The 25,947-nt window shown below is 62.2% G+C and carries 29 protein-coding genes, 1 tRNA gene and 1 pseudogene; 18 read left to right on the top strand and 13 right to left on the bottom strand.

Annotated elements, in window-relative coordinates:
- Positions 1-50: 50 nt before the first annotated feature.
- Complete coding sequence (locus ACQCSW_RS12565; RefSeq protein WP_160670296.1) at positions 51-1,214, top strand: FAD-dependent oxidoreductase; 1,164 nt, start codon at positions 51-53, stop codon at positions 1,212-1,214.
- Positions 1,211-2,458, top strand: coding sequence for an allantoate amidohydrolase (locus ACQCSW_RS12570; protein WP_426986347.1), 1,248 nt, complete (start codon positions 1,211-1,213; stop codon positions 2,456-2,458). The genes ACQCSW_RS12565 and ACQCSW_RS12570 overlap by 4 nt, the downstream gene beginning before the upstream one ends.
- A gap of 345 nt (positions 2,459-2,803) precedes the next feature.
- On the opposite strand, the gene ACQCSW_RS12575 is transcribed toward ACQCSW_RS12570, so the two are convergent.
- The 5 genes from ACQCSW_RS12575 to ACQCSW_RS12595 form a co-directional block, all read right to left on the bottom strand.
- On the bottom strand, positions 2,804-2,944 hold the full coding sequence (locus ACQCSW_RS12575; RefSeq protein ID WP_354167403.1) for a hypothetical protein: 141 nt from the start codon (positions 2,942-2,944) through the stop codon (positions 2,804-2,806).
- A gap of 263 nt (positions 2,945-3,207) precedes the next feature.
- A complete protein-coding gene (locus tag ACQCSW_RS12580; RefSeq protein WP_354167367.1) occupies positions 3,208-4,059 on the bottom strand; it encodes an ABC transporter substrate-binding protein in 852 nt (283 codons plus the stop codon).
- A 31-nt stretch (positions 4,060-4,090) separates the two neighbouring features.
- The gene (locus ACQCSW_RS12585) at positions 4,091-4,732 is read right to left on the bottom strand and encodes an amino acid ABC transporter permease (protein ID WP_354167370.1); all 642 of its coding nucleotides are present in this window, start codon (positions 4,730-4,732) and stop codon (positions 4,091-4,093) included.
- Between the two features lie 2 nt (positions 4,733-4,734).
- Entirely contained in the window at positions 4,735-5,373 is a 639-nt protein-coding gene (locus tag ACQCSW_RS12590) for an amino acid ABC transporter permease (protein ID WP_354167372.1), read from the bottom strand.
- Complete coding sequence (locus tag ACQCSW_RS12595; protein ID WP_426986350.1) at positions 5,370-6,179, bottom strand: amino acid ABC transporter ATP-binding protein; 810 nt, start codon at positions 6,177-6,179, stop codon at positions 5,370-5,372. Before ACQCSW_RS12595 ends, ACQCSW_RS12590 begins: the two co-directional genes overlap by 4 nt.
- A 253-nt stretch (positions 6,180-6,432) precedes the next feature.
- On the opposite strand from ACQCSW_RS12595, the gene ACQCSW_RS12600 reads away from it, so the two are divergent.
- The 6 genes and pseudogenes from ACQCSW_RS12600 to ACQCSW_RS12625 form a co-directional block, all read left to right on the top strand.
- Positions 6,433-7,029 (top strand): HutD/Ves family protein, encoded by a 597-nt coding sequence (locus ACQCSW_RS12600; protein ID WP_426986352.1) that lies wholly within the window; start codon positions 6,433-6,435, stop codon positions 7,027-7,029.
- Between the two features lie 515 nt (positions 7,030-7,544).
- Positions 7,545-8,456, top strand: coding sequence for a proline dehydrogenase family protein (locus ACQCSW_RS12605; protein WP_426986354.1), 912 nt, complete (start codon positions 7,545-7,547; stop codon positions 8,454-8,456).
- A 72-nt stretch (positions 8,457-8,528) separates the two neighbouring features.
- Positions 8,529-9,203, top strand: coding sequence for a GntR family transcriptional regulator (locus ACQCSW_RS12610; protein WP_426986356.1), 675 nt, complete (start codon positions 8,529-8,531; stop codon positions 9,201-9,203).
- Between the two features lie 50 nt (positions 9,204-9,253).
- On the top strand, positions 9,254-10,900 hold the full coding sequence (pruA, locus tag ACQCSW_RS12615) for an L-glutamate gamma-semialdehyde dehydrogenase (protein ID WP_426986358.1): 1,647 nt from the start codon (positions 9,254-9,256) through the stop codon (positions 10,898-10,900).
- Between the two features lie 203 nt (positions 10,901-11,103).
- Positions 11,104-11,901 (top strand): IclR family transcriptional regulator, encoded by a 798-nt coding sequence (locus ACQCSW_RS12620; protein ID WP_354167387.1) that lies wholly within the window; start codon positions 11,104-11,106, stop codon positions 11,899-11,901.
- 79 nt (positions 11,902-11,980) lie between these two features.
- Positions 11,981-12,232: pseudogene (locus tag ACQCSW_RS12625) on the top strand (hydantoinase B/oxoprolinase family protein); the annotation flags it as partial.
- A gap of 106 nt (positions 12,233-12,338) precedes the next feature.
- On the opposite strand, the gene ACQCSW_RS12630 reads toward ACQCSW_RS12625, so the two are convergent.
- From ACQCSW_RS12630 to ACQCSW_RS12640, 3 genes are all read right to left on the bottom strand, one after another.
- Complete coding sequence (locus ACQCSW_RS12630; protein ID WP_354167405.1) at positions 12,339-12,476, bottom strand: hypothetical protein; 138 nt, start codon at positions 12,474-12,476, stop codon at positions 12,339-12,341.
- A 9-nt stretch (positions 12,477-12,485) separates the two neighbouring features.
- A complete protein-coding gene (gene lysA / locus ACQCSW_RS12635; protein ID WP_426986360.1) occupies positions 12,486-13,568 on the bottom strand; it encodes a diaminopimelate decarboxylase in 1,083 nt (360 codons plus the stop codon).
- A gap of 78 nt (positions 13,569-13,646) precedes the next feature.
- Positions 13,647-13,838, bottom strand: a complete 192-nt coding sequence (locus tag ACQCSW_RS12640) for a hypothetical protein (RefSeq protein ID WP_111907055.1) — start codon at positions 13,836-13,838, stop codon at positions 13,647-13,649.
- Between the two features lie 209 nt (positions 13,839-14,047).
- Here ACQCSW_RS12640 and ACQCSW_RS12645 point away from each other — a divergent pair, with 209 nt between their 5' ends.
- Positions 14,048-14,851, top strand: a complete 804-nt coding sequence (locus ACQCSW_RS12645) for a GntR family transcriptional regulator (protein ID WP_426986362.1) — start codon at positions 14,048-14,050, stop codon at positions 14,849-14,851.
- A 58-nt stretch (positions 14,852-14,909) separates the two neighbouring features.
- Positions 14,910-16,226, top strand: coding sequence for an MFS transporter (locus ACQCSW_RS12650; RefSeq protein WP_426986364.1), 1,317 nt, complete (start codon positions 14,910-14,912; stop codon positions 16,224-16,226).
- A 237-nt stretch (positions 16,227-16,463) separates the two neighbouring features.
- Here the strand turns inward: ACQCSW_RS12650 and ACQCSW_RS12655 are convergent, their stop codons facing one another.
- Together ACQCSW_RS12655 and ACQCSW_RS12660 are read right to left on the bottom strand one after the other, a co-directional pair.
- Positions 16,464-16,715 carry a hypothetical protein gene (locus ACQCSW_RS12655; RefSeq protein ID WP_426986366.1) on the bottom strand — a complete coding sequence of 84 codons (252 nt, stop codon included), beginning with the start codon at positions 16,713-16,715 and terminating at the stop codon, positions 16,464-16,466.
- Positions 16,716-16,758: 43 nt separating this feature from the next.
- On the bottom strand, positions 16,759-17,127 hold the full coding sequence (locus ACQCSW_RS12660; protein WP_426986368.1) for an NmrA family NAD(P)-binding protein: 369 nt from the start codon (positions 17,125-17,127) through the stop codon (positions 16,759-16,761).
- Between ACQCSW_RS12660 and istB the strand changes: the two genes are divergently transcribed.
- A complete protein-coding gene (istB, locus tag ACQCSW_RS12665; RefSeq protein WP_426986370.1) occupies positions 17,126-17,899 on the top strand; it encodes an IS21-like element helper ATPase IstB in 774 nt (257 codons plus the stop codon). The two genes, ACQCSW_RS12660 and istB, sit on opposite strands and share 2 nt — an antisense overlap.
- Positions 17,900-18,145: 246 nt before the next feature.
- Here istB and ACQCSW_RS12670 read toward each other — a convergent pair whose 3' ends face one another.
- The gene (locus ACQCSW_RS12670; protein ID WP_426986372.1) at positions 18,146-18,685 is read right to left on the bottom strand and encodes a TetR/AcrR family transcriptional regulator; all 540 of its coding nucleotides are present in this window, start codon (positions 18,683-18,685) and stop codon (positions 18,146-18,148) included.
- 178 nt (positions 18,686-18,863) lie between these two features.
- Between ACQCSW_RS12670 and ACQCSW_RS12675 the strand changes: the two genes are divergently transcribed.
- From ACQCSW_RS12675 to ACQCSW_RS12700, 6 genes are all read left to right on the top strand, one after another.
- A complete protein-coding gene (locus tag ACQCSW_RS12675; RefSeq protein WP_426986374.1) occupies positions 18,864-19,679 on the top strand; it encodes an oxidoreductase in 816 nt (271 codons plus the stop codon).
- Positions 19,680-20,009: 330 nt separating this feature from the next.
- Positions 20,010-20,891, top strand: coding sequence for an NAD(P)H-binding protein (locus ACQCSW_RS12680; RefSeq protein ID WP_354167867.1), 882 nt, complete (start codon positions 20,010-20,012; stop codon positions 20,889-20,891).
- 148 nt (positions 20,892-21,039) lie between these two features.
- On the top strand, positions 21,040-21,537 hold the full coding sequence (locus ACQCSW_RS12685) for a GNAT family N-acetyltransferase (protein ID WP_354167870.1): 498 nt from the start codon (positions 21,040-21,042) through the stop codon (positions 21,535-21,537).
- Positions 21,538-21,584: 47 nt separating this feature from the next.
- Positions 21,585-22,106, top strand: a complete 522-nt coding sequence (locus ACQCSW_RS12690; protein WP_354167873.1) for a PaaI family thioesterase — start codon at positions 21,585-21,587, stop codon at positions 22,104-22,106.
- Positions 22,106-22,483, top strand: coding sequence for a hypothetical protein (locus ACQCSW_RS12695; RefSeq protein WP_426990692.1), 378 nt, complete (start codon positions 22,106-22,108; stop codon positions 22,481-22,483). The genes ACQCSW_RS12690 and ACQCSW_RS12695 overlap by 1 nt, the downstream gene beginning before the upstream one ends.
- A 78-nt stretch (positions 22,484-22,561) precedes the next feature.
- Positions 22,562-22,816 carry a hypothetical protein gene (locus ACQCSW_RS12700; RefSeq protein ID WP_354167878.1) on the top strand — a complete coding sequence of 85 codons (255 nt, stop codon included), beginning with the start codon at positions 22,562-22,564 and terminating at the stop codon, positions 22,814-22,816.
- 641 nt (positions 22,817-23,457) lie between these two features.
- Here the strand turns inward: ACQCSW_RS12700 and ACQCSW_RS12705 are convergent.
- A tRNA-Leu gene (locus ACQCSW_RS12705) sits at positions 23,458-23,539 on the bottom strand.
- Positions 23,540-23,743: 204 nt separating this feature from the next.
- Between ACQCSW_RS12705 and ACQCSW_RS12710 the strand changes: the two genes are divergently transcribed.
- Positions 23,744-24,349: an ANTAR domain-containing response regulator gene (locus ACQCSW_RS12710; RefSeq protein WP_426986378.1), complete on the top strand. Its 606-nt coding sequence runs from the start codon at positions 23,744-23,746 to the stop codon at positions 24,347-24,349.
- A 100-nt stretch (positions 24,350-24,449) separates the two neighbouring features.
- Here the strand turns inward: ACQCSW_RS12710 and pyk are convergent, their stop codons facing one another.
- On the bottom strand, positions 24,450-25,940 hold the full coding sequence (gene pyk, locus ACQCSW_RS12715) for a pyruvate kinase (protein WP_426986380.1): 1,491 nt from the start codon (positions 25,938-25,940) through the stop codon (positions 24,450-24,452).
- Between the last annotated feature and the right edge of the window lie 7 nt (positions 25,941-25,947).

A 25,947-nucleotide genomic window follows, 5' to 3' on the forward strand; every position in this document is an offset into this window, starting at 1 on the left:
GTATACCCGGGCGAAGTCATCGAGCCCATCCCATTCCCCAGGAGGCACTCATGGAATCGACCGAATACGCCGTTGTCGGCGCGGGACTGTCTGGAGCTGCCACCGCGTGGCATCTCGCCGCCCGCGGCCACGACGTTGCCCTGCTCGAACGTTCAACCCCCGCGAACGATGCCGGAAGCTCCCATGGCTCGGCCCGGATCTTCCGCTACGCCTACCCCGAGGATTTCTACACCGCCCTGGTGCAGGAAGCGAAGGCCGGGTGGGATGAGCTGGCCCGTCTGAGCGGCAAGCAGCTCATCACCCCGACGGGCGCCGTGGATTACGGCCAGGTCCGCCAGCCGGAACGCCTCGCCGCGGTCCTCGCCGGGCGCGGCATCGACCATGAGCTTCTGAGCGCCCAAGCAGCCTCGGAGCGCTGGCCCCAGATCGCCTTTGACACCCAGGTCCTGTGGCACCCCGACGCCGGCGTCATCGACGCGCACGAATCCGTGGCTTCCATGGTGGACCAAGCGGTGGCCCACGGAGCGCAGCTCCACAACAACTGGGCCGTTGCCTCCATCACGGCAGCCAACGGCGGCTACGTGTTGACTTCCGAAGACGGCCGGTCCCTGCACGCCGCCAACGTGATCGTCGCAGCCGGCGGCTGGCTTCCACAGCTCCTGGGCTCACTGTCTCTACCGTCGTCGTTCCTGTCTGCCATTCCGCAGATCCAGGTGCGCCAGGAACAGGCCTACCACTTCCCCTACGCCGATCAGCCGGACCAGGCGGAATCGCCGTGGCCCACGTTCATCCACAAGCGCGCAGGCTGGCAGGCGTATGGCCTGCCGGGCGGCCGCGATGCGGACTTCCGAGGGCAGAAAGTCGCCGAATACAACGGCGGCAAGATCCTGCCGTCGGCCGCGGACCAGGACGGACAGATTGATCCCGCCAACCGTCGCCGGGTCATCGAATACGTGAAGCAGTACATGCCGGGACTCATTCCGGAACCGTATGCCGAGACCACCTGCCTGTTCACGAACACCCCCAATGAGGACTTCATCCTGGACCGAGTCGACGGCATCACCATCCTCTCCCCCTGCTCGGGACACGGCGCCAAGTTCGCGCCGCTGATCGGCCAGCTCGCCGCTGGGCTGGCCACGGGCACCGCTTCGGTTCCAGACCAGTTCCGGCTGGCAGCCCAGGCCGGCCACGTGGAAGCAGGTGCACACGCATGACCGCCGCCACCGAAACCTCAACCCAAGGTCTGCCCGCAACCGTCACCGGCCTCCTGGCTGAGATCGCCGGCACCGGTACGGATCAGTTCAGGGGCGGCTACACCCGTCCGGTGTATTCCACCGCAGAGCTTGACCTGCGCAACTGGTTCATTGAACAGGCCACCACGCGGGGCCTGAGCGTCGAAACCGACCTCAACGGAGCAATCTGGGCCTGGTGGGATGTACCCAGCGGAGACCGCAGCAACAGTCTGGTGACCGGCAGCCACCTCGACTCGGTGCCCGGAGGCGGCGCTTTTGATGGCCCCCTGGGCGTAGCGTCCGCCCTGGTGGCCGTGGACATCCTCAAATTCCGGATCTCCACGCCTACCCGGCCACTGGCCGTGGTGGTCTTTCCGGAAGAAGAAGGCTCACGGTTCGGCGTCGCCTGCCTGGGTTCCCGCCTCATGACCGGCGCGATCGACCCCGACAAGGCCCGGAACCTCCGCGACCAGGACGGCTCAACCTTCGCGGACATCGCACAGGCCAACGGCCTCGATCCGCGTTTCGTTGGCCGGGATGAAAAGCTCCTAGGCCAAATCGGCGCGTTCGTTGAACTGCATGTTGAGCAGGGCCGCGGGCTGATCGATCTCGACCAGCCCATAGCGATTGCTTCCTCCATCCTCGGCCACGGCCGCTGGCGCCTGAGCGTCCACGGACAGGGCAACCACGCCGGAACAACGCTGATGGCCGACCGGCATGACCCCATGGTGTCGGCCTCCAGGATGGTGGTCGCCATCCGCGACATCGCTCGCAACCAAACCAACGCCAGGGCGACCGTCGGACGGCTTCAGCCGGTGCCCGGCGGGACCAACGTCATCGCCTCACGTGTGGACTTCTGGCTGGATGTCCGGCACCCCGACGACGCCGTAACAGCGCACGTTGTGGAAGCCATCCATGCCCAGGCCCGGCTGATTGCCGCCGAGGAAGGCTGCACCGTAGAGCTGCGCGAGGAGTCGCTGAGCCCCACCGTCCATTTCGATCCCGGATTACAGAAGGAACTACAGCTGTCCCTGCCGCAGGCTCCTGTTCTGGACACCGGGGCCGGACACGACGCCGGCGTCCTGGCGCCCTACGTCCCAACAGCCATGATCTTTGTCCGGAACCCGAGCGGGGTGTCCCACTCCCCCGAAGAACACGTGGTCGACGAGGACGCTGAAACCGGGGCACAAACGCTGGCGGACGCCCTTCACGGGCTAATGGCCTAAGTACAGATGAGCACCCGCGCCGACCTGTTCGGCGCGGGTGCTTTCCTGTGCCCTTGAGGCTGGACCCTCCTGTCCACTTCTCCACGTACTGGCAGCCCTGCGCCGCGGGACCTTCAGATTGGACCAAGGCATTCGGCGGCTTTGGCATGCCAACTAAGCCATCAAGGTTAGACGGTCACTTTAGTGATTTTGCCTTATCCGGCTGCGGACGACGCGGCACGTGACAGGGAGCTGATCCTGGGTGCGCCGCGCGAAGTGTTCGCCGAGAACGGGCTGGATGCCTCTATGCGTGAGGCCGCGCAACGTGCCGGGGTGGGTGAGCCAACCCTGCCGGGCCGTTTCTCCTCAAACGAGGAGCTGGTTTCGGAAGCTTTCGCGGACAAGGTGGCGGTGCATGCCAACCGGGTTCAGGCCATGCTGAAGGACCCAAACCCAGGAGCCGGGGTTCCGCCACTCCGTCGCCGAAGACATCGTGCTGGTGCTCATGGCTCACGCATGCCTTGCCTGGGTCGGCGGCCCGATGTCCGCAGCGCTCTCGCCGCGGTTGCGGGCGTCCCTATTTGAGGCTTTCGGTCTGGGCACCGGCGGCGACTTGGCGCCACCACCGTCAGTGGGCCAGACATACCGGGCGCTGCTTCCGCCTGCACCACCAAATACGCCATAAAGGAGTTCCCACTAACACCCGCGGAACGCAAAGGCGGTTGGATCCTCCGGAGGGATCCAACCGCCTTTGTGGGAGTGTCTGCGGATCAGCTGCCGGCGGCAGCCTTCACATCAGCTGCCGTGCCTGGCAGTCCGTTGTCTTCGAGCGCCTTCTTGAGGGATCCGTCTTCACGCATCTTCTCGACGATTTGGTTGACAGCGTCCCGCAAAGTGGTCTTGGTCTTGTTCACCAGTACGGCGGTTTGTGCCGCGCCTACGGAAGCCTGGATCCTTTCGTCCGGCTTGAGTTCAGCGACCTTCAGCTTGCTGTCATTGTTGCTCTTGACGAGCTGCAGGGCAGCACCGTATGTCATCACGCCTGCGCCGGCCCGGCCGGACTTCACGTCCTGGTAGACAGCGTCCTCCGTGGCGTAGAGCTTGACCTTGTCAGTGCCCAAGGTCTTCTGGAGGTCACCGACCCACAGATATCCCTGCGGGGTCCCGACCGTGCCGCCGGACACGCCATCTATGGTGTCGGCGCCGTCCGATGTCAGCAGGGCCATTTTGTCCAGGTAGACGGGCGCACTGACGGCGAACTGCTGTCCACGCTCTTCATTGATGTACCAGTTGCCGGCCGTCAGATCGACGCTTCCGTTCTTTACGGACTCAATGATGGCGGTGAAGCTGGATGTCTTGGCATCGGGCTCGAGGCACAGGTCTTTTGCTACCCTTTTGAGGACTTCGCCGTCGACCCCGGAGAGCGAGCCGCCCTTCATGGACACGTACGGCGGGTACTCCGCGACTGCCATGGTGAGCTTGCCCTTCGTGGCGGTCTCGACGCCGGACACCACCGGCTTACAGTCGGACGACACTGCGGTGGGGGTGCTTGGGGTGCCGCCGCAGGCTGCCAGCGGCAGGGCCGCTGCAAACATAACGGCTGTGATCTTGAACTTGCGCATGGGGATACTCCTGGAGATATGAGGGTTGTTGTTAGTGGGCGGTTTTGCTGTGGATGGCGTCTACGAAGCGGGATACGAGGATGGACAGCGCAGCGTAGATGAGTCCGGCAAGGATAAAGACGCTCAGGAATTCAAAGGTCACCGAACCGATCTGATAGGCGCTGTTCAGCAATTCCGGCAGGGCGATCGCGTAGCCAAGGCTCGTGGCCTGGAACACGATGACGCTGTAGGACATGAGGGGAGGCACAATCGCGCGGAGCGCCTGAGGCAGAACGATGTAACGTGCTTCGTCAGTCCAGTTCAGTCCCAGGCTTTGGGCGGCCTCGATGTGTCCGCGGGGAACACTGAGGAGTCCGGCACGGAAGATCTCGCTGGTGTACGCCCCGGTGTTGAAGGCAATAGCGACCACGGCCGCGGCAAACGACTCAAGCACGATGCCGCCGTCGGGCAGACCGAAATAGACAACGTACAGGACGACCAACAGCGGAATACCGCGGCCGAGCTCGACGATGAGAATGGTCACCTGGCGCAGGATGCGGGTACGGGAGATCATTCCGAAGGCGAAGACAAGGCCCAGCGGCAGGCCCAGCAGAAGGCTAAGACCGGTTACTGCAAGGCTGGTCTGGAGGCCGGAAAGGAGGCCCGGCAGCCATTGAATCCATTGCTCAAACATGTTCACACCGCGCTTCGGGTTCGAATGAAGGTGTCTGCCTTGCGTGCAAGGACAGCCATGGGGACGCTGACAATCATGTAGACCACACCGGCGGCCAGAAAGATCGGGAGGCCGGGGTTGCCCTGCTGGTTCAGGGTCAGCGCCTGGAACGCGATGTCACTGACACCGATGACGGAAGCGACTGCCGAGTCCTTGAGCAGCCCCACCGCGTAGGAAGCCGACGGCGGGAGCGCCACCCCAATGCCCTGGGGTGCGATGACGCGCCAGAACGTGTCGCCTTTTGAAAGGCCAAGGGCTCCGGCGCCCTCCCACTGCCCGCCGGCAACAGCCTGGATGCCAGCACGGTAGTTTTCCGCAAGGTACGCGGTGGAGACTGCACCGAGGGCCAGGCAGGCTGCCAGGAGCGGCGGGAGGGTGACGTAGCGCCCGAGCCCGTAGAAAAGTACCAACATCCAGGCAATGGGTGGAATGCCTCGAACAACTTCGATGTAGGCAGTGGCCAGCCAGCGCAACGGCGCAATGTCTGAGAGCTTGGCCAATGCGAGCGGGATGGCACAAAATGCACCGATCAGGAAGGATCCAAAGGTGATGATCACCGTTGTACCCAGGCCCTGGAGGAGGAAGGGGATTGCCTCGATCACCGTTCCAGCACCGCCTCGAGGAACTTCTTGGTCCGGGCCTCGCGGGGTGCCCCGAAAACCTGTTCGGGAGCTCCTTGCTCCACGATCCGCCCGTCGGCCATGAAGACTGTGCGGTCCGAGACCCTCCGGGCGAAGGACATCTCGTGAGTCACCACAAGCATCGTCATGCCGGTTGCCGCGAGTTCCTGCATGACCGCCAGCACTTCCCCGCCCAATTCGGGATCGAGGGCGGATGTAGGTTCATCAAAGAGCATGATCTCGGGGTCCAACGCGAGTGCTCTAGCGATCGCAATGCGCTGCTGTTGCCCGCCGCTGCACTTGCTCGGGCGGGCGTCCGCCTTGTCTCCAAGGCCCACACGCGTCAGTAATTCCATGGCCCGTTCCTCGGCTTCCTTGCGGGAACGTCCCAGGACCCGCTCCTGCGGAAGTGCCACATTGCGGAGCACACTGATGTGCGGGAAGAGGTTGAAGGACTGGAAAACCATCCCCACCTGGCGGCGCAGGTTCATCAGCTCGTTCCGCGTCGGCTTCGAAGCGATCTTCACCGTAGGCCTGCCGTCGATCAACAGCTCACCGCTCGATGGCGTCTCCAGGTAGTTCACGCAACGCAACAGTGTGCTCTTGCCGGCGCCGCTAGGACCGATGAACGCCACGACTTCACCGGCCTTCACCTCCAGGGATATATCGGACAGGACGATATTCCCGTTGAATTCCTTGTGGATGTCCTTCAGCTGAAGCTGCGGAGCCTTCTGCGCGTCGGTGGTGCCGGCCGCACCCTGGGTGCGGTTTGGTTGATTGTCGGTCACTGGGTACTCATCCTCCAGATGGGCGCCGGGAGGCGCTGGTGCCGGCGGGCTTTCACCCGCCGACTGATGGTCTTTAGCCCTGGCGGTTCAGTGCCGGGAAGATCGGCCTCCGGGGAACGGTGGTCGAATGTGGTTGGTGTCACACCTAAAATGTAATCTGTGATCACATATCTGGTCAATAGTTTGGTGTAACGGGTTTGTAAACTTGTTCCAACCCCACTGAATTGCCCTGCCCTACCTGCAAAGGAAGCACATGACAGGCCCATCGGATCCAAGAGTGGTCCTCCCCCTTGACCTCCCCCGAACCGCCTGGGCCAACGGCGCAGGCTACACGAGGGAAATCAGCGTCAGTACCAAGAGCGGCCCCCAACGCTCTTTGGACAGGCACTCCGCGGACTACGAGTGGCGGCTCAGCCTGGCCGAGCTGACGCGGACGGCCGATTTTTCGGTCCTCCCCGGAATCGACCGGGTCTTTACGCTCGCAAGCCAGGGACCTTTAGCGATGTCGGCAGACGGCGTGAAATGTACTTTGCGGCTAGGTCAAAAAGTTGAATTCACGGGAGAAGTAGCCGTAACAATCGAACTGGCTTCGCCTGAGCCCCAGCTTGGCTTGAACCTCATGACCCGTCGTGGCTCCTGCACCGGACGGACGAGCGTTCAGCGGCTGGACGGCAAACTGGCACTGGATCCCAGCACCGGCATTGTTGCGGCAATCGTCCTGGAAGGTACAGCCATCACGTCTGATGGCAGGAAACTAGCGGACCTGGCCACCCTGGTCCTGGGCGCACACACCGAGGAGCTCGAAGCCCAGGGGTGCCTCTTAGCTATCACCACGGTCCACAGACTGTAGTGGCTGGGCCCGCCCTCGGCTTTAGTCCGTTTCCGGCCCTGTGCAGTAGAAGCAACCGTCTACTGCGAAGCCGTTTCTGCAGACATCGTCGTCATCGGGCAGTTCCACGCCATCTGCTGGAATCCTGTTCATGGGGTAATTTCCGTTCATGTTCGAAGGACGATGCGCGCGGCCGGCCGACTGCTTTGGGGGCGGCCGGACGCCAAGGTGAAGGTCATTGGTTTCCGGGGCCCGCTCTGGCGCGGGTGAAATGGCCCCCAATATGCCGGCCATCATGGAAGCGACACCGTTGGCAGGACAGATCTAAGCACGGAATTGCCACTGTCCTCAACCCCTGGAACTACCTTTAACTTGGTTCAAAGACATCTATTGTGTGATTTGTGATCACAAGCTATGGTGGTCTAACAGCGCTCGAAAGAGAGTTGGGCCACATTAACTGCCCGGCCCCGCATCCAGGGAATGGCCAGCAGCCGGGAACCGCGGTCCCACCGCGGCGACTCTTAGGAAGTGCACCTATGCCGAACAGACTTCTCCTGCATGTCGCAGAGAATAAGAAACTTGAAGCCATTGCCACACGCAATCGGCTAACCCGGCCCATCGTGGACAGGTATGTCGCGGGCCGCGGCTTGGACGAAGCCTGGACTGCCACCAAAGCCCTTAATAAGGCCGGAATCGATGTCAGCCTGGACCTGTTGGGCGAGTCGGTACACCACCTTGCCCAGTCCAAAGCGGCCACCCAGGAATACCAGGGCGCCATCGAGAATATTCGAAACCAGGCCCCGGGCTCAACCGTCTCGGTGAAGCTCTCCCAGCTTGGCATCATGATCGACCCCCAGGAGTGTGCGAACAACCTGAAGGCCCTTCTGAATGCTGCCACCACCCACGGGGCAATCGTGGAGGTCGACATGGAACACAGCTCGGTGGGCCGGGAAACCCTCGCCATTTACAAGAGCATCCTGCCGGACCATCCCAACACCCGGCTGGCTATTCAGGCCAACATGCGCCAAACGCCCGAGGACCTCTTGTCCTTCACAGACATCAAGCCCCGGATCCGTCTTGTCAAAGGCGCCTTTGACGAGTCCTCATCGGCAGCACTGTGCAATGCAGACGAGGTCACAGAGCAATACAAGTATCTTTCCCGCTGGGCGCTTCAGCACCTGCCGGACCCGGCCTTCGGAACCCACGACGACACCTGCATCGGTGTCGTCAAGGAAACCGCAGCCGAACTGGGCCTGGACAAGCGCGCCTTCGAGTTCCAGATGCTGTATGGCGTCCGGAGGAAACTGCAGGATGAACTAGTCCGGGAGGGATACCGCGTGCGCGTTTACCTTCCCTACGGCACGCAGTGGTACCCGTATCTGATGCGCCGGATGGCTGAGAAACCAGCCAACCTGCTGCTCTTCCTTCGCTCCCTCATCGGAGGCTGATCTGGAATGACGTAAGCTGAATTGTGATCAAATATCACGCTTAGCGGCCGCCAGCTAGAAACGGAGTACTCCATGAGCCTTCCAATGACCCGACCAGTCACCCCCACGTTGGTGGCTGACCAGGTGTACGAGGTCCTGGAGAACGCCATCCTGACCGGCACTTTGGAATCCGGGTCACCCCTTCGGGTCCGCGACCTAGCAGCCATGGTAGGCACCAGCGTCATGCCCGTCCGGGAGGCAATCCGCCGCCTGGAAGAAGCAAGACTGGCCACCCGCATCCCCCACAAGGGTGCGGTGGTCAGGACGTTCACTGCCACCGAACTGATTCACATCTACGACGTACGGACAATCCTCGAGGTACAAGCTGCGACCCAGGGAGCCCCCAACGTTAGCCCCAAGAACCTACGGGAGATGGAAACCTCCTGCGAAAAGATGCAGAAGGCCGTCGCGGAAGGCCGCATCATTGACGCCCTGGACCTGGATGAGGATGTTCTCCGGACCCTGTACCGGGCCTCGGGCAATCCCGTACTCGTCAGCATCATCGAACAACTTTGGCTCCAGTGCCGGCCCTACAAGGTGATCGGCGCAACGGAGGCCCTTGCCAAGAACGACAACACGCTCTGGACTCCGCAACCAGCCTTGGTCCAGGCACTCATCGACGGCGACACCGCCGCAACCACCGGTATCACCGCGGACTCCCTCGCCAGCGCCCTGCGCCGGCTGGAGCTCCGACTGGAAACCCAATAACCAACCCGGGGCATACTGCCCCGGCACATCGCAGAGGAGAAAACCAGATCATGGCCACTCAATCAGTCAGCGTTGCTGGAAACTTCAAGGTACCCACCCCTTTCAACGAGCCGTCCCGCGAATTCCGTCCGGGATCCCCCGAAGCAGCCGACGTCAAGAAGAAGATCGCCGAGGTTACGGCCAGCGTCCGCGACCTTCCCCATGTCATCAACGGAGTACGGTCCATGACCGGGGAGCTGCGCAACGTCACCTCTCCCCACCGCCACTCCCAGGTATTGGGCCGCATCCCCACGGCAGATGAGGCGGTAGTCCAGTCTGCGATCGACGCAGCCCTGGCCGCCCAGCACGACTGGTCCCGGACTCCCTGGTGGGAAAGGGCAGCGATCTTCCTGCGTGCCGGCAACCTCGCCGCGGGGAAGTACCGCGACGAGCTGGTGGCCACCACCATGCTGGGGCAGTCCAAGACGTTCCACCAGGCAGAGATCGACGCCGCCAGCGAAGTAGCGGATTTCTTCCGCTTCAACGCCCACCTTGCCCAGCAGATCTTCGCTGATCAGCCCGAGTCCCTGCAGGGCGAAGGCAACTCACTGGACCAGCGTGGCCTGGAAGGCTTCGTCCTGGCCATCACGCCGTTCAACTTCACCGCCATTGCCAGCAACCTGCCCACCACTGCTGCACTCATGGGAAACACCGTTGTCTGGAAGCCCTCAGAGAAGGCGGCCCTCAGCAATGACGTCCTCATGCGGATGTTCGAGGAAGCCGGCCTTCCGCCAGGTGTGATCAACCTCGTCCACGGCTCGGGCCGTGCGATCTCCGACCAGGCGATGAGCCACCCGGACTTTGCAGGCCTGACCTTCACGGGTTCCACGGACGTGTTCCGCAGCCTCTGGAAAAAAGCCGGAGACAACATCGACCAGTACCGATCCTTCCCCCGCCTGGTAGGCGAAACCGGTGGCAAGAACGCTGTGGTAGCACACCCCAGCGCCGACCCGGACGCCCTGCGCGCTGCCCTGGTTCGCAGTGGCTTCGAGTACTCGGGCCAGAAGTGCTCCGCGGCATCACGCACCTACATCCCGCGCAGCGTCTGGACCCAGATCAAGGACGAACTCGTCGAGACCGTCAAGTCGCTGCGGGTGGGCGATGTGGCCGAGCACGAAACGTTCCTCGGAGCAGTTATCGACGAGGCGTCGCTGCGCAAGATCGAGGCTGCCCTCGAGAAGGCCAAGGCCCTCCCGAGCCACACCCTCCTGGCCGGCGGGAACGTACACGCCGAAGAGGGCTGGTTCGTCGAACCCACGATCTTCGAGACCACCGATCCCCACGCCTTCACCATGAGCGAGGAATTCTTCGGTCCCCTCCTGACGGTCTACGTCTACGAGGACAACGAATGGGAGTCCGTCCTGGACCTGGTGGACCAGACCAGCAACTACGCCCTGACCCTGTCCATCTTCGCCAACGACCGCCGGGCAGTCTCCCTGGCACTGGACAAGCTCCGCAATGCTGCCGGCATGACCTACATCAACGACAAGCCCACCGGCGCCCTCATGGGACAGGTCGCCTTCGGCGGTGGCCGCGGCTCCGGCACCAATGACAAGGCCGGTTCCCGCCTGGCCCTGCAGCGGTGGCTCAGCGGCCGGTTCATCCACGAGAACTTCTCACCGTCCACCGAATGGCGCCAGCCGTACCTCGCCCAGTAGTAGACGGCCCGGTAACAAATCCAAGGCCCCGCTGACCGGGTCATCCCGTGACCGGCCGGGTGCGCTATGGCGCACCCGGCCTCCAACCGCCGTCGGGCCTCTCGCAACGCTCCGAACGGCTTCCAGCAGCCGCCGCCTGATCATGCTCAGGCGGCGGCTGCTGCCCTCTCTCCGGCCTTCCACACAGCCACGGAAGTTCTCCCATGAAGAAACGTATTCTCACGCATAAACCAACGGCCCCTAATCATGCCTCAACCGCGTCACCCAAACGGCGTGACGAACGCGGGACGGCGATGTCCATCCTGCTGCTGTTCGCCCGCCACCGGAGCCTTAGCAGCTCGCAGATTTCAGGCCTTCTGCGGCTGCCACTGTCCACTGTTTACCGGCATCTCCAGACCTTATTGCAGGCCGGCTTCGTCGTGGAAAACCAGGTTATGGGCCGTTATTCAGCGGGGCCGGAGGTGGTGCGGCTAGCCGACAACTACCGCAATGAAGCCTTGGCACAAGGGGTGGTGAGGCAGCGGCTTGAACAGCTTTCACGGGAAACCGGAGAGTTGGCTGCCTTCCTGGTTCAGAGCAGCGGTGAGGCCCTCTGCGTCGAATCGGTGGAGAGCGAGCACATCCTCAGTTGCAGTTATGCCGCCGGACGCTCGCGTCCGCTTTTGCACGGGGCCAGCGCGCGGGCGATGTTGTCCGCCGTGCCGGAGGATGAAGTCGATGCAATTCTTGCGGGGCATCTCCTTGGCCGAGAAGAAGAAGCCACCATCCGTGCCGACCTCGCTGAGATCAGGGAGGTCGGCTATGCAACGAGCTCGGGCGCCCTCGCTCCGGGCATCTGGGGCGTAAGCGCCCCCGTCTTTGTCGAGGCCGGCCACCTCGCAGGCGTCGTCACCACCATGGTCCCCCTTGAACGGGCCGAGTCAGAGGACGCCCGTGCCCGGTTCATCGACTGCACCTGCCAGGCAGCCGCGGACCTTGGCCATGTGACTGCACCCGTCTGACGCGGGTTGCGGCATTCCTAAGGCCGACGACGGCGATGGCGGCACCGCGGCGAGGGGCGCCGCCAACGTCAGCGCATCAATGCGTCCTCGCCGGCGAGGCCGTCCGCGGCACCCTCAGAGCTCAGCTGGCGATACCTGTTTGTCCTTGGCGTGCTGCCCGCCCCGCATTCCTCATCCGGAGAACCACCAAGGACGCCGTGCACGTGACGACACCCGGAATACTCCCTGTGAGGTTATCGAACCCGAATATCCGCTACGCGCCGAGCGCAGTGCGGTTGCGGGGGCCGGCGGGAATTGTAGCCACCGAGGTGGCGACGGCGTGATCCCCGAGCTGACGCGCCCCCGCGGACGTGCCAGCGCCAGTGTTGCGGAAGGCCCGTGGGATGTGCACCTTGCCTCCAGCCTGGCATTGCCGGGCCTCGGGCAAACTCTTCTCGTCAGCGGAGCTCACATGCTGCGTCCGTTTCCAGGCCGATCAGTTCCTGAACCGTCTGGCGGCGTCGTATCAGCGTAGTAATGTCGCCGTCGACGAGGACCTCCGGTATGAGCGGACGGGAGTTGTAGTTTGACGACATGCTGGAGCCTTAGGCGCCGGTGTCATGGAATACAGCCAGGTCGCCAAGCCCGGCCTCAGGCAGCTTCATGGTCTGAACTTCGCCTGCCTCGGACTGCGTAAAGACGTCACCGGCCTCGCAGAGCGGCCCGGCGAGCACGACGTCGGAAAGCGGACCCGAGCGCGGGGATCCGTCGGCACCGAGGATTGTCACATGATGCCTGCTGCCATACATGGCCGGGCGGCCAAGGTCATTGAAACCAGCGTCGACCAGCAAAAAGTGGTTGTGGGCAACCTGCTTGCTCGCCCTTATTTCGGCGGCAAGCACTCCTGACTGCGCGACAAGGAAACGACCTGGTTCAATTTCGAGTCTGACGCTGTGACCCAAATGGTCGCTGATCTCGCGTCTCGCGGCGTCCCAGACGTTGAAGTACCGTTCCGTGTCCACGGTCGGGTCGTCCGGAGCATAGGGAATGGAGAGGCCGCCACCGGCCGATATCGCCTCAAGGTCCCGGCCATGCCGTTTGACCTGCTGAACCATGGCGTCGCACACCTGCTCGAGATGGGAGTAATCGACGCCGGAGCCAATGTGCATATGGAAGCCGACCAGTTTCAACCCTTGCCGATCGACGAGGTCCAGGCTTTTTGCGAGATGCTCGTGCCAGATGCCGTGCTTGCTGTGATCGCCACCGGTGTTCGTCTTGCGGCTATGGCCGTGCCCGAATCCGGGGTTGATTCTGAGCCACACAGCGTGGCCGGGCGAGGCCGGTCCCAGCTGTTCCAGCATCTGTGGTGAACCTACGTTCACCGGTATCCGTCGCTCAGCAACCAGCTTCAACGCTTCGCGGTCCAGCAGATCCGCCGTGAAGATAATCTGCTCCTCAGCCGTGCCAGGTGTGTATCCGGCGGTCAGGGCCCTTAGGACCTCGCCAGCAGATACCGCGTCCACCAGTACACCCAGCTCCTGCATCAGGCGGAGGATGTGGATGTTTGATCCTGCCTTTTGTGCGTATCGGATGACATCGAAGTTTCGAAGTTGATCAACTTGTGCACGGATGGTGCCCGCATCGTAGATCCACACAGGAGTTCCAACGCGATCAACGATCCCCGCCACACGGGTTCCGGAGAGGCTTCCGGGAAGCGGCTTAATTGTGGGCTGATTGTGACGCTCGGACATTCGGTCCTCAGGGTTTCAGCACAGGTCGTCAGCCACGTTGCGCTGACGGCTGGGTTCGGGGCTCCAGCAGAAGGGGCAATCCAGCGAAAACTCTCCACCGGTGCAACCTGTCCAGGTGCGCTGGTCGGCCGCTTCCTGCTTCAAGGCTGGAAGTGCGTCGTAGTGCAGGCGCTGCTGGGTGGTTCTTGGGGCTGTCAGCTTCTTCATGGCTGCGGTTTCCTGGTCTTAGTGGCTTTGGACAATTATTGTCCTTGGGGCCCGGCCTCTGTCGGTGATATGGCACTGGGTGCGTGCCGCTACTGCTTACTTGACTTCTCTATGGCGTGCTTGGCGCCTTTACTCCAGTTTAGATATGTGATCACAAATCACGCAATAGCTAGGCTGGAGATTTTCGGATCATGTTTAGGAGTGTGTGCATGACGATTGACACTAGCAATACGAGCAAAACAGGGCCGCTCGCCATTAGGATCGTTCCCATGCCAGGAAAAAAAGCGGATGCTGCCCAACAACAGGAGATCAAGAAGCCCTTGTTGGGGGCCCAGCCCGGATCCTTTCCGGCCTTTTCGATCACACCCACCCTTGTAGCGGATCAAGTCTACGAGGCCCTGCGCACCGCGATTCTCACCGGCGAATTGGCCGGGGGCTCCCCTTTAAGGGTCCGGGACGTTGCTGCGATGGTCGGTACAAGCGTGATGCCGGTCAGGGAAGCCATTCGCCGGCTGGAAGAGACAGGACTGGCCACTCGGGTGGCGGCCCACCGGGGGGCAGTCGTCCGTGAATTCACCGTCGATGAACTGATCCATATCTACGAAGTACGGGCCACATTGGAGATTGAGGCCGCCCGCCGCGGAGCTGCCAACGTCACTGACGCTGACGTAGCGCGCATGGAGGCTGCCTGCGCCCGAATGCAAAAGGCGGTCACCGAACGCCGCGTGTGGGATGCCTTGGATGATGACGAAGACCTGCTCCGCACTCTGTACTCCGCAGGCGGCAACCCGGTCCTGATGGACGTCATAGAAAATCTCTGGCTTCAGTGCCGGCCCTACAAAGTCATCGGCGCCACGGAAGCAATCGAGCACGACGACGCCAGTCTTTGGACCCCACAGCCCGCCATTTTGGAAGCCGCCCGGGCAAGGGACGTGAAGGCAGCCACTAAATTGACCAAGCAGTCCTTGGCCAGTGCTCGCCAGCGCCTCGAGAAACGCCTCGTCCCCCAGTAGGCATCATTCACCCGGAGCGGTCTCGTCAGGATCGGACTTTTGTAGGACACTCAAGGTGATGCCACCATCAGTAAACGTAGAGGACCTTCCCCTCAACAGCTTCCATAAGCGGCTGGCCGTCTATTCAGCCGGCGGTCCCTTCCTTGATGGCTACGTCTTGAGCATCATCGGCGTTGCGCTGGTCCAAGCGACTCCACAACTGGAGTTGACCGTCTACTGGGAAGGCCTGATCGGCGCCTCCGCGCTCGTAGGAATCTTCTTTGGCGGATTCCTCGGCGGATGGCTGACCGATAAGTTCGGACGGCAAACGCTTTACACTCTTGACCTCGCCGCAATCGTCTTGTGTTCAGCGCTGCAATTTTGGGTTCAGGACGCGCTTGGATTATTTGTGCTCAGGCTCCTGATAGGCATCGCGGTGGGCGCCGATTACCCGATAGCCACGTCGCTGCTCGTTGAGTTTACTCCTCGAAGATATCGGGGACCCCTAGTGGGCAGCCTGATCGTCATGTGGTTTGTGGGTGCCGCAGTCGCCTACATCGTGGGTGAACTGCTGCTCCAAACAGGACCTGATGGATGGCGGTGGATGCTGGCCAGCGCCACGTTCCCGGCTTTGGTCTTCCTCATCCTCCGGCACGGCACTCCCGAATCACCGCGATGGCTCGCCAACAAAGGGCGTATGGAAGAAGCGAGAGCCGTAGTTACCCGGGTCTTCGGCGAAGGCGTGAAGCTGGCGAGCTTCGAGTCGGCCGCGGGCGATCGCGTGAGTGCCGGCGTCCTGTTCCGGTCCGGGTACGGCGGCCGTATCTTCTTCATTTCCGTCTTCTGGACCTGCTCCATCATTCCGCTGTTCGCGATATATGCCTTCGCGCCCAGGATCCTCGACGCGCTCGGCCTAGGAGGGACCAGGGCCAACTTTGGATCCGCTGCCATCACCGTCCTCTTTTTGTTGGGAACCGTGGTGTTCGTCCTGTTGATCAATCGACTGGGCCGCAGAAAGGTGATCCTCCACAGTTTCTTGTGGTCGGGCCTTGCCCTGCTGGGATTGGGCCTCTTCCCCCAGTCTTCCCCGACCGTCACAATGATTCTTTTTGCAGGATATGCGCTTTTTATTGGAGGAACCCAAATCCTGCAATGGGTGTACCCCAACGAACTCTTTCCGACCGAGGTGCGGGGAACCGCCGTTGGACTCGCATCCTCGCTGAGCCGGATTGGCGCGGCAGCAGGCACCTACCTTGTTCCGCTCTCGCTGACCGAGCTGGGGATCGGAGCGACGATGCTGATCGCCGCGGGCATCACACTGGTCGGCTTCCTCGTAAGCCTTCGGATGGCACCCGAAACTCGAGGACTCGCACTGGAGGAGGCGGCGTCGCTTTAGCTGCTGGCGAGGCTCGCCGAGCCGTGCCCGTGGAGCCCTATCTACCTCTGGCAAGCACCGTCGCCGAAAACCAAAAAACCTGGATCCCCAACAGTCCGCACTCGACAGTTGTCTACTGGGTGGCTCTTCAGGAACGATATGGCTTCTGACTGGGAAGATCCGCCTGCGCCCACAGGCGGACCTTCTCAGTGCCTTGACCGATCGATCGAGGACGGGTTCGTATTGCCGCTCACCGGTCTACAAGGTGCCCGTCCTCGCATCTGCACTCCCCTTAAGGATCGGAGAGTCGCTGCGCCAGTTCTCCGGTTGGACCCTCTCCCAGAGACTTCCCTTGCCGAGGTCTTTGCCCAGCTGGTCTTCCCGCCTGAACCACTGTTCGGCAGTCCTGATCCTGTTGGGGTGGATTTCGTCGAGCAGGGCGTAATCCCTGGTGATGATGTCGTGTTTCCACACATTCCAGAAGCCCGTGAAGTTATCCCGGAAGCTCATGGTGCTTTTGTCGTTGGGATCGGCGTTGTATCCGGCAGGCAGATCAGCAGCACCCTTCAGTGGGCCACCCCAAATACGTGTCCAGATCCGTGTCGATGAACTGTGCCGGATGCCCCGTGACCTTCTCGAATGCAGCAGCCATATCGGCATAGGTCATGTGTTCAATAGCGACTTCGAGGTCCATGCCGTTCGCCCGTTCCTGATTGTCGAAAAGCCAGCGAACATAGAAACCACAATCTTCGAGGGACACGTGGGGAACGGCGCCCTTTCCGAGCGGGACCCGCCACGTGACGACACCGTCCTCGATATTGGGCGTCATGGGCGTGAGCGGTGAGATCAGCATTTCAACGTGCGGCGATCGGGCGCCCACCCGCAACCGCCAGCGCCGCCGCCGTTCTGGAGGAAAGCGCATGAGCCCGGTCCCGGTCACCGCACCGGCGTTGTCGGCGGAGCTGGAGGCGCTGATGCGGCAGTTGAAGATGCCCCATGCGCGGGCTTTGTCGCCGGAACTGATCGCGACCGCCCGCGCCCAGCGCTGGGAACCGGCCGAGGTCATCAAAGCCCTCTTCACCGAGGAAGTCACCGGCCGGTCCCGGTCCATGCTCGCCACCAGACGCAAGGCCGCGGGCTTCCCGACCGGGAAGACCTTCGACACCTGGGACCCCGCCGCCTCCTCGATCCCGGCGCCGACACAGCAGGCGCTGCGGACACTGGAATGGATCGGAAGGAAGGAGAACGTCGTGATCTGCGGCCCCTCCGGCACGGGCAAGACGTTCTTCCTCGAGGCTCTCGGCCAGCAGGCCGTCGAGGCCGGCATGCGGGTGGCATGGTTCCGCCTCGAGGACATCGGCGCGCTGATGCGCGCGCACCGCTCCGATGACAGCGTCACCAAAGCCGTCGCTAGGATCCTGCGCGCGGATTTGATTGTGGTCGATGATATCGGGCTGTTGCCGGTCGGAACGGACGCGGCCGAGGGCCTCTATCGCCTCGTCGACGCCGCCTATGAGAAACGGTCCATCGCGGTTTCCTCAAATTTGCATCCCGCCGGCTTTGACGAGCTCATGCCCAAAACCCTCGTCACGGCGACCGTCGACCGGCTGCTGCACCACGCGCACGTCTGCCAGACCTCAGGGGAATCGATCCGCCTCAGCCAGGCCCTGGCCGGAAAGGAGTCACACCAATGAACTAAACCCAGACCCCGACATGGCCAACACCACCGAACACCTGGGCGAGTTCAAGCGGGCATTTCTGCTGGCCGCCCGTGGGCACAAATTATTGGCCATTGACACTGCAGAAAACAGATCAGGTGGGGGTGGCTTCCAAAGCTGTCTTCCGCCAAACGATGACCATTTGCCTTAGGAGACGTTGGAATTCCATACGTTGCGGCACCTTCCCCTGCCGACGGTAAGTATGGGAGGAGGACCTGGTCGTCATTGGGTCCGCATCCCGGCACCGTGGAGCAGGGTGTCAACGACCAGCTCAGCCAGGGCATCGGTGTCGGCGTCTTCTGATCCTGGGGTGGGCCGCTGCAAGGCCTCGCTCATGAGGGCGTAGTAGACCTGGCGGGTCCACTCCAGGTCTGCGGCCGCGTCCAGTAGACCCTCTCGCCGTGCCCTGGTGAGTAGATCCATGCAGCGCGTGTTGATCCTCTCCCAGATTAACGCGGCGGCGCTGGTGTCTGCCGTGGGATTGCCGAGGGTGAATTTCCAGGCGTTCTTGGTCTTCAAGACGTTGGCGGTTACCCGGTACAGCGCCACCAAAGGTGGGGCTGTATCTGGCCTGCCCTCTTCGATGGCTTCGGCCAGCTGTTGTATGGCCGAGATCGCCAAGGCGTCGATGAGGGTCTGGCGGTTGGCGAAGCGGCGATGAACCGTGGTCCTGGCCACCCCGGCAGCGTCGCCGATCTGCTCCATGGAAGCGCCTGAATCATGGCTCAGCACTTGTTCTGCTGCTTCCAGAATTGCCCGCACACTTCTCTCTGCGTCAGCCCTTAGGGGTCTCGCCACAGTTCCTCCGATCTTCCTCCGTCCATCGTAACCGCTACCGTCAAGCCGCACCTAACCGAGCAAATAGAACAGAACTGTTGCAGTTCATTTAATAATAGCTACACTAGTGATAACTTTCACCAACCAGCAGCAGGAGCAGGCGATGACAACAGCACGGCAGGTAGCCCTCGTTACGGGTGCATCTTCAGGAATCGGGAAGGCGGCAGCTGCCGCCCTGGCGGAAGCGGGATACGAGGTTGTCGGGACCAGCCGCACCTCGGCAGGCGTCACGCCCGTCCCCGGAGTGACATTCGTTGACCTAGACGTCACCAGTGACGACTCCGTTGCAGCTGCAGTCCAAGAGGTCATCAACCGTTTCGGAAAGATCGATGTCTTGGTCAACAACGCGGGCATCGGGTCCTCGGGGGCAGCCGAAGAAAGCTCGCTTGACCAGGATCGCCGCGTGTTCGACATCAATGTGTTCGGCGTCATGCGGATGACCAAGGCGGTTCTGCCCCACATGCGCGCCCGGAAATCGGGGCGCATCGTGAATCTTTCCTCGATCGTCGGCTTCATTCCGCAGCCGTACATGGCCACATACTCTGCCTCAAAGCACGCGATCGAGGGGTACACGGAATCTCTTGACCACGAACTCCGGGAGCACGGTGTCCGCGCAGTCCTGGTGGAGCCGGCCTGGACCGACACCGATTTTGAAGCCAACAACCTGCAGGCCGACAAGCCCATGGACACTTACGCCAAACAGCGGGCGATCTTTACCGAGTACATGGCTGGCGCCATGAAGGAAGGCCATCCAGCATCAGTGGTTGCCGACGCAGTGGTTGCCGCCGCTCAGGATTCCAAGCCCAAGCTCCGATATGCCGCCGGCTCCCGCGTCCGGCAGGTCAGCATGCTCCGACGCTACGTCCCTGCATCGGCCTTCGACAGCCAGATTCGCAAGCTGAACCACTTGCCCAGCTAACTAACGCGCTTCCCAGCAACCTTTTTAATGAGCCACCCCGGCTCTCCGGCATCATTCGGCTGGGACAGGGCCCTGGGTCTTTGTGGAGGCTGTCATCTTACTCATCACCTTCGCCCACGGGGAGGACTTCTTCCACCTCCAGCAGCCCACGACGGTCGCCAAGTACATCCTGGACACTCTGAACATCTGACCCACCACAACCAGACAACCCCAACCAGACAAAAGGACACAAATGACAAAGCGCAATCCCATCCTGATCACCGGCGCGGCCGGCGAAATCGGTGGCGTGAGCAGGACGATGGTCAACATGCTGCTTGAACAAGGCACCCGGTGCGCGCGTTCGTGCGACAGGACGACGAACGCGCGCAATCACTCCGCCAGGCGGGGGCCGAGGTCTTCGTCGGTGACCTGCTCAACATCGCCGACGTGACAGCCGCACTGAAGGGCTGCCGACGCATCTACTTCAGCATGAGCCTGTCGCCGTACTACACCGACGCCGTCAGTCTGATGGCCGCGGCGGCGCGGGCCCAGGGCGACATCGAGGTCTTCGTCAACATCTCCGAGTACGAGCAGTGGTTCATGCCGTTCGAGAAGATGACCGCACCAGTCGAAGAACGGCGTTCGTGGCTCGGCGGACTCGTCACGGATTGGTCGCCGCAGCATCGGGCCCACTGGGTCGCCGAGCAGGTGCTGGACTGGTCCGGTGTGCCGACCGTCAACGTGCGGGCGGCCATCTTCGTAGAGAACCCCATCCTGACCTGGCTGGCGCTGGAGCCGCTGGGCAATGGCGAACTGCGCCTGCCCTTCGGCGCCCAGCGGTTCGCGCCCATCGCCGGTTACGACGTCGCGGAACTATGCACGAAGATCCTCCTCGACCCGGCACCGCACATCTCGAAGTCCTACGAGCTCACCGGTCCGGAACTGAAAGACATGCACGAGTTCGCGGAAGACTACGCAGCCGCGCTGGGACGCCAAGTCACTTACATTCCCGAAGATGTAGAAACCTGGAACAAGCAGTACGTGGACAGTGCCTTGGCCGCCCATCCACACGTTGCGGAGCACCTGAAGTCCCTGACGCGACTGGTCGCCGGCGGACGCTACGGCGCCGCCGGAGTCAGCGAACAGCTGGAGTCCCTGCTCGGGCGCCCGCCAAAGACCGTGCGGTGGGCGCTGGAGAACCATCCCCGCATCCGGAAGCTGGCGTCTGCCTGAGCCACTGAGCGGCCCCAGAGCAGAACAGTGACGCCGCACTGGAGTCCCCGGCTGGGGACTCCAGTGCGGCTGGGAATAGAGGAGCGCCGCCCAGAAAATGCATGATCAAAGTAGGAATTGCGACCACGGTTATCTGAAGGAGGGTGTCGTGTCGGCTGAGAAGTTGGCTCTGAATCTGGAGGAAGTTAGTTTTGAAGATCCGCGTGCTGCCCGATTACTGGATCTGCTGAACAAGGAACTCCTCGCCCGGTACGCCACGGCGGAAGTGCCCACCCTTCCGGCTGCCGCCAGGTCTGCATTAAGCGTCCCGGCTGAAGACTTTGTCGCGAATGTCCTCGTCGTTACCTCCTTCGGGCACGCGATAGGGCACGGGGCACTTCGCCTGCTGGACGGGGAGTGGGAAGTCAAGCGTGTCATCGTTGACCCCGCAGCGCGTGGCCTCGGAGCCGCGACTCAACTCATGGCCGGACTGGAGCAAATCGCAGCTGCGGCTGGCGCCAGGCGGGTCATTCTTCAAACCGGTGGCAAACAACCAGAAGCAGAAGCCCTCTACCGAAAGATCGGCTACAGAGAAATTCCAGTGTATCCGCCCTACAACACGGCCATACCGTCGTCAGTCTGCTTCGAGAAGGAACTTGAGGGTTGAGTCCCAGAACCCGCAAGACCCGCAGAGAACCCAAGGAGGAAACCCCTATGTCAACCAACACGTCAGCGGAACGCTCGGAAACCTTCACCTGGAGGGATCCAGCAATGGCGCTCGAACAACTGCCACGACTGTCTGGTCTGGACTACTTTTCCGGCCTCCGCGACGGCAGCATTTCGCCGCCGCCGATCGCTTCCCTCATGAATTTCGATCTCGTCGATGCGGAGTACGGACACGTCGAGTTCGAGTGCTGGCCGGGAGAAGCGCACTACAACCCCCTCGGAAACGTGCACGGCGGGCTGGCCTGCACGCTCCTCGACACGGTGCTCGGCTGCGCAGCACACAGTACGCTGGAAGCAGGGATCGGCTACACCTCCATCGACCTGACGGTCAAGTACCTGCGACCCATCACGCTCCAGAAGGGTGCTCTTCGCGCAGAGGGGTCAGTCGTGAAATCCGGCTCGCGCGTGATATTCACCGAAGGCCACCTCAGCACCGCCAGTGGAGAGCTCCTCGCCACGGCGACGAGCACGCTGCTCATCTTCACCCACCAACCGGGCGCCCTGACATGATGACTGATACCGGTACCGATGTTGCGCTGACGCCTACATCTCAGGGTCGCGCCTTGTCCCCGGCCACCCCTTCGGGAAGGCCGGCTTTGAGCCGCTTCGGCATTCCCTTGGCGCTTGCCGGTCTCGGCGGCGGCTGGTCGGCCGCGAGGAGCTCTCTCGGATCCCCGGTATGGCCGGAGGAAATTCTTTACGGAGCAGCCAGCTCTCTGTGGCTGGTCCTGACCGCCGTCTACGTGTTCCGTGGCCTTCGCAGAAGAGGAGCATTCCGGGCCGACCTGAGACATCAACTGGCGGGGCCCTTTGCATCCTTCATCCCACTGGTGGGGATCCTGCTTTCGTCGCACTGCAGCCAGTATCTGCCGCCATGGGGCGCCTGACTGTGCACGGCCTTCATTGCCGCCCTTGCCATCGTCGCTGCCCAGCTCCTCGCTCACTGGATCACCGGCGGGGTATCCATGCAATCCATCCATCCCGGCTACTTGCTGCCCGTCGTGCGCGGATTCTTCGTTGCCAGCATCGGATTCTCAACCGTCCACGCCCATAGTGCGGCCATGGCCGCGTTTGGCATCGGCGCGTCCTTCTGGCTGGTCATAGGAACCGTCGTCACCGTGCGCCTGATGACGGGCGGCGAGCTTTGTCAGCTGCCCGTCGGGCAAGAGGAACCTACGACAATCTCCCGGACCTGTTGGGTGAGCGCTACCCAAAGATGATCGGGAATAGTCGGATTGAGTGACCCGTGAGTGAAGGACCAGTCTCACCGTTTCGTTGAAGACCATCCTGAGAACTGGTGGTTACCGGTGGGAGGATCACGAGGCGCAGCACGTGGCGTTCATCCCTGCTCGATATCCTCATGGCTTGGTGGGCTCAATTGAGGAGCCGCGTCTCGGCGGAGACAGACCTGGAGCCGCTGTTTAGGTTTGGAGATGAAATATTCCTGGCCGTGGGGGCCTGTTCAATGGCCACGTTCACGACCCAAGCGAGGAGCCGCATGGGGGCCGCGGCCTCCGTCACCGACATTCCGACGTGAACGAGTCAGAACAGCTATATCGGAACTGGCCGTCAGCCACGATCCAGGGCCACAAATAGTCAGCAGGTCATGTTGTCTCCGGCCCTAGCCGCCATGGACTGGTGAAGACGAAACCAACGGGAAGGACCAAGGATGAACTCCCAGAGGGAGTCTGTTCAGTCGGGACCCGGCTGGCCGGACTGAACCCACTCCCCCACACAACCGAACAGGGGCCCGGGAACCCACACACCCCCGAGAACCAGGTCAGAGGCAAGAGTGTGCACATTGTGCACACGGAAAAGTGCCAATTTCAGAGAAAAACACCTCTGACCTGCGGAAACACTGTGCCCGAGGTGGGACTCGAACCCACACACCTTTCGATACCGCATTTTGAGTGCGGCGCGTCTGCCAATTCCGCCACTCGGGCGCGGAATACGTTGTGCAAACCGGTACGCCCACAGCTGATTGTGAGCAACGCGATCGCTTCCCGTACGCGGAATTACTCTACATGCAGATAGGCTGAATTCCAGAATCGCGCCGCTGACGCCGCAATAGACCATGTAGATCAAAGTACGGCCGCGGGCGCACCTAAGATGGTGATGTTCCCGACGTACCTTTCCAAGGAGATCCCGTGACTGAACAGACGGAGTCAAAACCCACGTCCCCGCCGGCGCGCCGCGTCATTGTGGCCGAGGATGAAACCCTCATCCGACTCGACATCATCGAGATCCTGCGCGGCGAAGGCTATGACGTGGTGGGCGAAGCAGACAACGGCGAGAAGGCCGTGCAGCTCGCCGAGGAACTCAAGCCGGACCTCGTCCTGATGGACGTCAAGATGCCGATAATGGACGGCATCACCGCAGCCGAAAAAATCGTCAAGGCCCGCATCGCCCCCGTAGTCCTCTTGACGGCTTTCAGCCAGAAGGAATTGGTGGAGCGCGCCCGTGACGCCGGCGCCATGGCCTACGTGGTCAAGCCCTTCACCCCGGCCGACCTCATCCCGGCCCTGGAAATTGCGCTCTCCCGCCACGAGGAAATCAAGGCCCTCGAAAGCGAAGTGTCGGACCTGCAGGAGCAATTCGCCACCCGCAAGCTCGTCGAGCGCGCCAAGAGCCTGCTGACCACCAAGATGGGCCTGACGGAGCCGGAAGCTTTCCGCTGGATCCAGAAGACCTCCATGGACCGCCGCCTCAGCATGCGCGAGGTTGCCGAGACCATTATCAACCAGGTCAACTAGCCACCGGCAGCAGCAAAACAGCAAACAAACAGACAGGCAGACAAAAAGGGGAGGATCCCCGCCAGCTGGCGGGGATCCTCCCCTTTTGTTCTCTTGAAGCCTAGGCCTTCTTTTTCTTTTCCGGCCAGGGACCGAGCTTTTCCTTGTTTCCAGCCGCCTCGCCAAGGCCAGTGGTGTCGGCGAGGTCACCCACCTTGTGCACCTTCAGCGAGTTGGTGGAGCCGGCCTTTCCGGGAGGGGAACCGGCGGCAATGACCACGAGGTCACCGTCTTCGACGAGTTTCATTTCGAGCAGGCTGCGGTCAACCTGGGCGGTCATCTCATCGGTGTGGCCCACCATGGGGACCAGCACCGGCTGGATGCCCCAGGTCAGTGCCAGCTGGTTCCAGACGTGCTCCACCGGGGTGAAGGCGAACACCGGCCGGATGGGACGCAAGCGTGACAGGCGGCGTGCCGAGTCACCGGACTGGGTGAACGTACAGATGTACTTTGCCTCCAGCTGGTCGGCGATTTCGACGGCCGCGCGGGTGATAGCGCCGCCACGGGTCTTAGGCTTGGTGCCCAGCGGCGGGACGCGCTCCAGGCCGTGGACCTCGGTGGACTCGATGATCCGGGCCATGACCTTGACGGTTTCGATCGGGTACTTCCCCACGCTGGTCTCGCCGGAGAGCATTACGGCGTCGGCCCCGTCGAGGACGGCGTTGGCGCAGTCGGAGGCTTCCGCACGGGTGGGCCGCGGGTTGTCAATCATGGATTCCAGGACCTGGGTGGCCACGATGACCGGCTTGGCCCAGCGGCGTGCCAGTTCGATGGCGCGCTTCTGCACGATCGGCACTTCCTCAAGGGGAAGTTCCACGCCGAGGTCGCCTCGGGCCACCATGATGGCGTCGAAGGCGTCGATGATCTCGTGGAGCTGCTCCACTGCCTGCGGCTTTTCGATCTTGGCGATGACCGGCACACGGCGGCCTTCTTCGTCCATGATCTCGTGCACACGGACGATGTCGGAGGCGTCGCGGACAAACGACAAGGCAACCAGGTCAACACCGCGGCGCATGGCCCAGCGGAGATCGTCCTCGTCCTTTTCGCTCAGCGCCGGGACGTTGACCGCAACGCCCGGAAGGTTGATGCCCTTGTTATTGGACACCATCCCGCCGACGGTTACCACAGTAACGACCTTGACGTCGTCGACCTCGATCGCCCGCAGGGCGACCTTGCCGTCGTCGATCAGCAGGGCATCCCCCACGTTGACGTCCTCGGTGAGGCTCTTCAGCGTGGTGGAACAGACCTCCTTGGTGCCCGGAACGTCTTCGGTGGTGATGGTGAAGATGTCACCCTCGGCCAGGGCGTGGGGGCCGTCCACAAAGCGCCCAAGACGGATCTTGGGGCCCTGCAGGTCAGCCATGATTGCCACCGGCTTGCTCAGCTGGGCTGCTGCCTTGCGGACATTCTCGTAGGTGTTGTCGTGCACGGAATAGTCACCATGACTCATGTTCATCCGGGCAACATCCACACCGGCTTCCAACACCGCGAGCGTGTTCTCGAAGCTGGCAATTGCCGGGCCAAAAGTGGCCACAATCTTAGCGCGTCTCATATACCTA

This window comes from Pseudarthrobacter sp. Y6, from assembly GCF_050156205.1.
Lineage (GTDB): Bacteria > Actinomycetota > Actinomycetes > Actinomycetales > Micrococcaceae > Arthrobacter.

Excerpts from the sequence above, each read along its gene's own strand:
- ACQCSW_RS12620 (WP_354167387.1), top strand. The coding sequence starts at position 11,104 with ATGAAGAAACGTATTCTCACGCATAAACCAACGGCCCCTAATCATGCC.
- ACQCSW_RS12575 (WP_354167403.1), bottom strand. The coding sequence starts at position 2,944 with ATGAGCACCAGCACGATGTCTTCGGCGACGGAGTGGCGGAACCCCGGC.
- ACQCSW_RS12610 (WP_426986356.1), top strand. The coding sequence starts at position 8,529 with ATGAGCCTTCCAATGACCCGACCAGTCACCCCCACGTTGGTGGCTGAC.
- ACQCSW_RS12580 (WP_354167367.1), bottom strand. The coding sequence starts at position 4,059 with ATGCGCAAGTTCAAGATCACAGCCGTTATGTTTGCAGCGGCCCTGCCG.
- istB (WP_426986370.1), top strand. The coding sequence starts at position 17,126 with ATGAGCCCGGTCCCGGTCACCGCACCGGCGTTGTCGGCGGAGCTGGAG.
- ACQCSW_RS12660 (WP_426986368.1), bottom strand. The coding sequence starts at position 17,127 with ATGCGCTTTCCTCCAGAACGGCGGCGGCGCTGGCGGTTGCGGGTGGGC.
- ACQCSW_RS12585 (WP_354167370.1), bottom strand. The coding sequence starts at position 4,732 with ATGTTTGAGCAATGGATTCAATGGCTGCCGGGCCTCCTTTCCGGCCTC.
- ACQCSW_RS12565 (WP_160670296.1), top strand. The coding sequence starts at position 51 with ATGGAATCGACCGAATACGCCGTTGTCGGCGCGGGACTGTCTGGAGCT.
- pyk (WP_426986380.1), bottom strand. The coding sequence starts at position 25,940 with ATGAGACGCGCTAAGATTGTGGCCACTTTTGGCCCGGCAATTGCCAGC.
- pruA (WP_426986358.1), top strand. The coding sequence starts at position 9,254 with ATGGCCACTCAATCAGTCAGCGTTGCTGGAAACTTCAAGGTACCCACC.
- ACQCSW_RS12650 (WP_426986364.1), top strand. The coding sequence starts at position 14,910 with ATGCCACCATCAGTAAACGTAGAGGACCTTCCCCTCAACAGCTTCCAT.
- ACQCSW_RS12675 (WP_426986374.1), top strand. The coding sequence starts at position 18,864 with ATGACAACAGCACGGCAGGTAGCCCTCGTTACGGGTGCATCTTCAGGA.
- ACQCSW_RS12700 (WP_354167878.1), top strand. The coding sequence starts at position 22,562 with ATGCAATCCATCCATCCCGGCTACTTGCTGCCCGTCGTGCGCGGATTC.
- ACQCSW_RS12690 (WP_354167873.1), top strand. The coding sequence starts at position 21,585 with ATGTCAACCAACACGTCAGCGGAACGCTCGGAAACCTTCACCTGGAGG.
- ACQCSW_RS12570 (WP_426986347.1), top strand. The coding sequence starts at position 1,211 with ATGACCGCCGCCACCGAAACCTCAACCCAAGGTCTGCCCGCAACCGTC.
- ACQCSW_RS12695 (WP_426990692.1), top strand. The coding sequence starts at position 22,106 with ATGACTGATACCGGTACCGATGTTGCGCTGACGCCTACATCTCAGGGT.
- ACQCSW_RS12640 (WP_111907055.1), bottom strand. The coding sequence starts at position 13,838 with ATGAAGAAGCTGACAGCCCCAAGAACCACCCAGCAGCGCCTGCACTAC.
- ACQCSW_RS12630 (WP_354167405.1), bottom strand. The coding sequence starts at position 12,476 with ATGTCGTCAAACTACAACTCCCGTCCGCTCATACCGGAGGTCCTCGTC.
- ACQCSW_RS12645 (WP_426986362.1), top strand. The coding sequence starts at position 14,048 with ATGACGATTGACACTAGCAATACGAGCAAAACAGGGCCGCTCGCCATT.
- ACQCSW_RS12655 (WP_426986366.1), bottom strand. The coding sequence starts at position 16,715 with ATGAGCTTCCGGGATAACTTCACGGGCTTCTGGAATGTGTGGAAACAC.
- ACQCSW_RS12605 (WP_426986354.1), top strand. The coding sequence starts at position 7,545 with ATGCCGAACAGACTTCTCCTGCATGTCGCAGAGAATAAGAAACTTGAA.
- ACQCSW_RS12600 (WP_426986352.1), top strand. The coding sequence starts at position 6,433 with ATGACAGGCCCATCGGATCCAAGAGTGGTCCTCCCCCTTGACCTCCCC.